This window comes from Klebsiella sp. MS 92-3 (assembly GCF_000195655.1).
Classification (GTDB): domain Bacteria; phylum Pseudomonadota; class Gammaproteobacteria; order Enterobacterales; family Enterobacteriaceae; genus Klebsiella; species Klebsiella pneumoniae.
Map to the genome: position 1 here is coordinate 47990 of NZ_GL882869.1, position 6442 is coordinate 54431.

At 55.9% G+C, this 6442-nt stretch carries 5 protein-coding genes, 3 tRNA genes and 2 pseudogenes; 4 read left to right on the forward strand and 6 right to left on the reverse strand.

All coding sequences use genetic code 11. The annotated features are described in order from the left end of the window. Positions 1–222: pseudogene (locus tag HMPREF9538_RS0128575) on the reverse strand (hypothetical protein); the annotation flags it as partial. A gap of 155 nt (positions 223–377) precedes the next feature. On the opposite strand from HMPREF9538_RS0128575, the gene HMPREF9538_RS01255 reads away from it, so the two are divergent. Continuing rightward, on the forward strand, positions 378–1262 hold the full coding sequence (locus HMPREF9538_RS01255) for a LysR substrate-binding domain-containing protein (protein ID WP_002907799.1): 885 nt from the start codon (positions 378–380) through the stop codon (positions 1260–1262). Here HMPREF9538_RS01255 and HMPREF9538_RS01250 read toward each other — a convergent pair. Beyond that, positions 1259–2185 (reverse strand): AraC family transcriptional regulator, encoded by a 927-nt coding sequence (locus HMPREF9538_RS01250; protein ID WP_009486407.1) that lies wholly within the window; start codon positions 2183–2185, stop codon positions 1259–1261. The two genes, HMPREF9538_RS01255 and HMPREF9538_RS01250, sit on opposite strands and share 4 nt — an antisense overlap. A 98-nt stretch (positions 2186–2283) precedes the next feature. On the opposite strand from HMPREF9538_RS01250, the gene HMPREF9538_RS01245 reads away from it, so the two are divergent. Both HMPREF9538_RS01245 and HMPREF9538_RS33465 read left to right on the forward strand, forming a co-directional pair. Next, positions 2284–3036 carry an SDR family oxidoreductase gene (locus HMPREF9538_RS01245; protein WP_032420291.1) on the forward strand — a complete coding sequence of 251 codons (753 nt, stop codon included), beginning with the start codon at positions 2284–2286 and terminating at the stop codon, positions 3034–3036. Positions 3037–3936: 900 nt separating this feature from the next. Continuing rightward, positions 3937–4113, forward strand: a pseudogene (locus HMPREF9538_RS33465) (hypothetical protein); the annotation flags it as partial. A 615-nt stretch (positions 4114–4728) separates the two neighbouring features. Here HMPREF9538_RS33465 and HMPREF9538_RS01240 read toward each other — a convergent pair. The 3 genes from HMPREF9538_RS01240 to HMPREF9538_RS01230 form a co-directional block, all read right to left on the reverse strand. Then, positions 4729–4805, reverse strand: a tRNA-Val gene (locus HMPREF9538_RS01240). A gap of 4 nt (positions 4806–4809) precedes the next feature. Beyond that, positions 4810–4886: transfer RNA gene (locus HMPREF9538_RS01235), tRNA-Val, on the reverse strand. A gap of 4 nt (positions 4887–4890) precedes the next feature. Continuing rightward, positions 4891–4967, reverse strand: a tRNA-Val gene (locus HMPREF9538_RS01230). A 254-nt stretch (positions 4968–5221) separates the two neighbouring features. Between HMPREF9538_RS01230 and HMPREF9538_RS01225 the strand changes: the two genes are divergently transcribed. Next, a complete protein-coding gene (locus tag HMPREF9538_RS01225; RefSeq protein WP_009486415.1) occupies positions 5222–5800 on the forward strand; it encodes a TIGR00730 family Rossman fold protein in 579 nt (192 codons plus the stop codon). A 140-nt stretch (positions 5801–5940) separates the two neighbouring features. Here HMPREF9538_RS01225 and asr read toward each other — a convergent pair whose 3' ends face one another. Then, complete coding sequence (asr, locus tag HMPREF9538_RS0128590) at positions 5941–6291, reverse strand: acid resistance repetitive basic protein Asr (protein ID WP_002907794.1); 351 nt, start codon at positions 6289–6291, stop codon at positions 5941–5943. Between the last annotated feature and the right edge of the window lie 151 nt (positions 6292–6442).

The window sequence follows — 6442 nt, forward strand, 5'->3', positions numbered from 1 at the left end:
GCCGCCGTTGCGGCGGTAGGCGTCGCTGTCGATGACGGTAGCATCGTGGATATCGTGCAGCGCCAGGTAGCAGGGGCAGCCCTCGCTGAGAGCGCGGAAGCGCTAGGAGGCGTAGAAACCGGGCACAGAGACCAGCGCCGGTAGTTTTTCCTGATTGTAAAAGGTATTCCACGCCGCTTCGCTTTGGGGATCGGTGTAGGCGCATTCGACGACATAGAGCATAGTGACCTCGATGAACAGATGATGTGCGCACAAGGCGCTTTAGTGAGTTTTCATCATCCTATCGGCTAAAAATGGCGCTGAAAAACGATGTTAATTCAAGTATTAGTGATATTCTGTCACTGACTTTCGGTGAGCCTGCACAAGGAGCATTGGCTATGCGTCGTAAAATCCCCAGCAGCGCTGCGCTACTGGCTTTTGAGGCCGCGGCTCGTCACGGCAACTTTGCCCGCGCGGCGGCGGAGCTCGCGTTAACGGAAGGGGCCATCAGCCGGCAGATTGCCCGTCTGGAAGCGCTCCTCGACAGTAAACTCTTCGACAGGACGGGGAGCCGGGTGCGGCTCAATCCGGCAGGCGCCCGCTATGCTCGTCAGGTCCGCGAGATCCTCGCTCGCCTGGAACGGGACACCCATGACGTCAGCGGGATGCCCGTCGATGGCCGCAGCCTGGAGATCGCCGTGCTCCCCACCTTCGCCAGCCGCTGGTTAATTCCCCGGCTCGGGCGCTTTGCGGCGCAGCATCCGCATATCGTGGTCAATATCGCCGCCCGCAGCGATCCCTTCATTCTGCCGGGAAGCGGATTTGATGCCGCCATCCATTTTGAACACCCGGCGTGGACCGGAATGGAGGTGACGTTTTTATTTGCGGAGTATTTGCTGCCGGTCTGCCATGCTGCGCTGCTGACGGATGACGATCTTCCGGGGCTGCTTAACCGGCTAACGCGCATTCACCGGCGGCAAAACCCGGACGCCTGGCTGCACTATGCCCGCGAGTGCGGTCTGGCGCTGGATAACCCCGCCCAGGGGCCGCGCTACGATCTGCATGAGATGGCGATCGCCGCGGTACTTAGCCAGCAGGGTGTGGCCCTGGTGCCGAAGATGTATGTGGAAAGCGAGCTGAGCGCCGGAACGCTGGTTGCCCCGTGGCCGGGCTCCCCGACGCTGGCTAAGCGCTTCTGCTTGATCAAACCCGGCGGCGGGGAGGGGGAGCCAGCGCTGCAGATGTTTGAGCGCTGGCTGCAGACGGAGATTGCGGCAGGTTAAGTCAGAGCTGGCCAGGAGACATTTAGTGCCGCCCGCTGGCGGGCATATTTGCCCGGCGATATCCCGGTATAACGGGTAAAAGCTACGCTGAACGCGCTGGCCGAGCCATAGCCGATGCGCTCGGCGATATCCGCAATGCTGATGCCCGTCTCGCTCAGCCACTGCATGGCCAGGGTCATTCGCCAGCCTAACAGATAGCCCATCGGGGTCATCCCGGTCAGGTCGGTAAAGCGTTCAAATAACGTCGAGCGAGACAGCGCGCAGTCGGCGGCCAGGGCGTTGACCGTCCAGCGTCTGGCGGGGGCCTGATGCAGCAGACGGATTGCCTGGGCGACCCGCGGGTCGCTCAGCCCGCGCATCAGACCGGGGGTCGCGAGCGTGCCGGAGGAACGGATGGCCTCGATAAAAAGCAGCTCAACCATCCGCGCCAGAACGAAAGATTTGCCCGCGCGATCCGCCTGCGCTTCCTCTTTCAGCAGCCCGACAAAGGTGGCCAGCCGCGGTTGATTGCGGACCACCACAAAGGCTGGCAACAGCGAGGCCAGCAGGCTGGCGTTCGTTGAACCGGAAGCGCAGTGGCCAATCAGCGCCTGCATCTGCGCAGGCTTGTCGAGGGCGCCCAGCCGAAAGTGTCCCTCCGCCAGTTGCACCGGGATGGTTTCCAGCGCCGGTGAAGGGGGCGGGGTCAGGCTGGTTAGCGAGAAGCGGTACGCCGCCGGGATCAGAATAAAATCCCCGGCGCGCAGGATCTGCGGCTCATGCTGGTCAATTTCCAGCCGACAGCCGCCTTCCAGCACGACGCCATAAAATGACAACCCCTGATCCGAGCGCCGGACTCGCCAGTCTCCCGCCCCCTCGATGGTTTTGGTCAGCACCGCTCTGAGATTTAACATCGCGATGACCTCCGCCAGCGGATCGCTCATTTCCGGACTCCTGCTAAAGAATGATGGATTATTGACCCTATATCGTCCGGCACGGCCTGTCTATGATGAAAAGGAAGAAGCCATTCGGAGACAGAGATATGCAAACGATAATGATCACCGGCTGTTCATCGGGTTTTGGCCTGGAGACGGCGCGTTATTTTCTCGAGCAAGGCTGGAAGGTTATTGCCACGATGCGCGCTCCGCAGGAAGGTGTGTTACCCGCCAGCGACCGCCTGCGGCTGGTACGTCTTGACGTCACTTCGGCGCAGAGTATCGCAGAGGCCATTGCCGAAGTCGGAGAGATTGATGTGCTGGTTAACAACGCCGGGGTGGGGATGCTTAATGCCCTGGAGGGCGCCCCGCGCGAGGCGATAGCCAACCTGTTTGCCACCAATACCCTGGGAACGATTGCCATGACCCAGGCGGTGATCCCCCGGTTCAGAGCGCGCCGAAGCGGGACCATCGTTAATATTACCTCGGCGGTCACCCTGCAACCGATGCCCCTGCTGGCTGTCTACACCGCGAGTAAGGCGGCGGTGAATGCCTTCACAGAGTCGCTGGCGCTGGAGCTCCTTGCTTTTAATATCCGCGTAGGGCTGATCCTCCCGGGACGCGCCCCGCAGACCCGGTTCGGGGAAAACGCCCGCCGGACGATGGGGCAGCTCCCGGAGAGCTATGCGGCGCTCGGCCAGCAGATCTTCGACAGCATGCAGGATAACGCCAGCGTGACGCAGGCGACGGATGTCGCTCAGGCCGTCTGGCGAATGGTGCATGATGCTGATGCCCCTTCGCGGCTGCCGGCAGGGGAAGACGCCCTGGCGATGGCGCAGGCCAGTCATCGCCTTGTCTGAAGGCAATATGCGGGACTTGTCTGTCAGACGGTGGGTGCGCAAGCTGCCGCTGCGCTTTATGGTCGGGGAATATTATCCCTGTCAGGATCGCCTGGATAATATGAGCTGTTATACGATATACGGTCGGGGGGGATTTACTGATATAAATCAGGACAGCAATGTATTTCATGGTGCGTTTTCGTAGCTTATTCTGGATGTGTGCGATCCGTCCGCTATATTATTAGATGATCAATGGCTCAGGTCATTTATATGTAAATTCTCAATGTAATTCGGGCGTTAATCTTAAAAAGTCAGTCTGGCCCGGTCGGGGCTGGACTTTCTTTATTTTACTGTGGCATGGTTTCCTCCCGGTTGTACCGCGCGCTCGCTTTTTTACACCAGGGAATAGTTTTCAGTATGGAATATTGTTGTTACGAAGCCACCGCTTCCGCCCTGCGTCCAGACGGCCTCCATCTCTCGTCTTACAAAATATTGTCAGTTTATTTGTTTTATTCTGCTTATCGTCTTTGTCAGTATTACGCAGTTACTCCCGATCTGAACCGAGATGCCACTGAATTAAAACTGGACGTACTCCGGCAGTACGCGGATACGAACGGGATTTCCTTGGACATTTATTGCTGAGCGACTGTTATTCCGGGCGTTAAATAAAAGATCACCGTTCTGCCTTACCCAATGCGCTTTGGGTTCCTGTAGGGAGACAGCGACGGGCGGTAGCGTTCGCGAAAGCAGGCGGGTGCGATAGCGCGGCCAGTGGGTGGCGAAGGGTAACGAATGGAGGTCGTAATGATGAATTTTAACGCCAGAAAAGATGGAGTGAAGCGATGAGGAACAGGCTGATAAACGATGCAACCAGTTTGGTAAAGCAACCGCTGGGGCAGTCACGCTACCGGATGGTTGTTCACCGGGGGGCGCAATATCGACAGCCTGCTGAATCAGCAACTGTTAACCCATATGGCGGCAGGACCGAAGCCGCAGCACCTGACGCGGAGCGGGATGAGGAAGAGGGGAACGCCTCAAGAGGAGTGTCCGCATTTTTGCAGGAAGTCTTGCCGGATTATTATTATCCGTTGGTGCTGAAACATCCAGAGCAATATACACGTCCCGATATCTGAAGCGCAGAAATCCGGTACTGCATGATAAACTGCAAAATCTGCGAGATCTGGATCTTCTGTATTTTCTTGTTGAGGATATTGTAAAACCTTTCGAAACAGCGCGTATGGTCGGTGATAAGAATCCAGCAGAATTTAACAAAATATGTGAATATTTCTTTGGTGGATTATGAATATAAAACGAACATTACTCATCCTGCTTTCCCGTGTTATCAGAGGGGCTGGGATGGGATTAGGTGCTTCAGGTATCGCGCTGGCTGGCTGGTTCTTTTTTTCTCAGTAAATGAATATAAATTTCTCTGGGGTTTACTTTCAGTTATGGGATTCCTGGTGGGGTATCTGATATATCGATTTGCATATGCATATATTTATGATGAATGGAATGATTATCATTAAGAAATTAAACGGCGTGGTCTGTTGATCGATTTTTGATGCTCATTAAAAGGGTTGGCTTCCTTAGCACTCATGTGGACTAGTATGGACTATGCAAGGAAAACGCTTTGCCAATACACAACATTTTAATGTCAGCAATACCAACGGGGAGCAGGTGATAAAATTCAGGAATTACAGAAGGAAAAATGATTGGTGCGTCTGAATGGACTCGAACCATCGACCCCCACCATGTCAAGGTGGTGCTCTAACCAACTGAGCTACAGACGCATTATGGTGCGTTTAATTGGACTCGAACCAACGACCCCCACCATGTCAAGGTGGTGCTCTAACCAACTGAGCTATAAACGCATTATGGTGCGTTCGATTGGACTCGAACCAACGACCCCCACCATGTCAAGGTGGTGCTCTAACCAACTGAGCTACGAACGCAATGTTGTGGTGACAACGGGGACGCATATTAGCGGCAGGGAGGGGATGTGGCAAGAGGTAAACGTCACTTTTCTTGCACATTGCATGCGATTGCGGAACTTTTACTCATTCCGGATATATTTTACTGAACCACAAGGATATTTCTTCGCCAGCGAGCATCACGGGTCTTATTTTTCAGCCAGTCCAAACCTGCGCGGAAGGGTTGCCGATGTGTTAAATTATCGGCCACCAGAAGAGAAGGAGTCATAACGAAGATGAAATCGATTGGTATTTTCTGCGGTTCTTCAGCTGGCGAACATCCGCTGTACCTCGAACCCGCCCGTCTGGTTGGACGTACGCTGGCGCAGCAGGGGTTGGCGCTTGTCTATGGCGGCGGCAAAGTTGGTCTGATGGGGGCGGTCGCCGATGCGGCGCTGGAGGCCGGTGGCGTGGTGATCGGCGTGATGCCGCGCGGCCTGGTGGAGCGGGAAATTGCCCACCGCGGCTTGACGGAGCTGCATGTGGTCGAGGATATGCACGAGCGGAAAACCAAAATGGCGGCGCTGGCGGGTGGCTTTATTGCCCTGCCGGGCGGGGCGGGGACGCTCGAGGAGATTTTCGAACAATGGACCTGGGCGCAGCTGGGGATCCATGAGAAACCGTGCGCGTTCCTGAATATTAAGGGGTATTACGATCCGCTTCAGGCGATGGTCGATAACATGGTACGGGAAGGGTTTATGCACCCGCGCTACGCGGAGATGCTGCCGTTCGCTACCTCGGCAGACGAGATTATCGCCGGTTTTCGCGACTATACGCCGCCGGCCCGTAAATGGGTTCAGCAGCCAGCTATTTAAACATCAAGCGCAGGGTAAACAGCGCGCAGACGATGAGCAGTAACAGCAGCAATTCGAAGCGATAGCGTTGCAGCATGATGTCCTCCTGAAAAAAACCCGGCGCTGTTCAGCGCCGGTTTATCACCTTAACGCCCTGACCATTATGCCGCCGGTTTAACCGCCGGTTTAGCTGCGTGGTGCGTCGTTTTATGGTGTTTCTTCGCCGCCTGCGCTTTCTGCGCTACTGCCGGTTTAGCAGCGGCTTTATGGTGTTTCTTCGCCGCCTGGGCTTTTTGCTCAGCAGCCGGTTTTGCAGCAGCTTTGTGGTGTTTCTTCGCCGCCTGCGCTTTCTGCTCGGCTGCCGGTTTCGCGGCCGCTTTGTGATGTTTCTTATGGTGAACGGTAGTATGGCTGGCTGCTGCACTCGGGGTGGTGCTTGCCGCATCGGCAGCGAAAGCAACTGATGACAGACCCATAGCAGCGGCAACGACCAGAGCTAATACTTTTTTCATTCTGAAATCCTCGACTTGGTTTCTTGAGTAACCCCACTGCGGGGCTGTTGGCAACACTATAAGCGCCTGCCGGGAGGCTATCAGTGAGTCTTTGGTGTCAGGGAGTAACGGAATGTACAACGCGCCGTTATAGCGAAGAACGAAAAAGGGC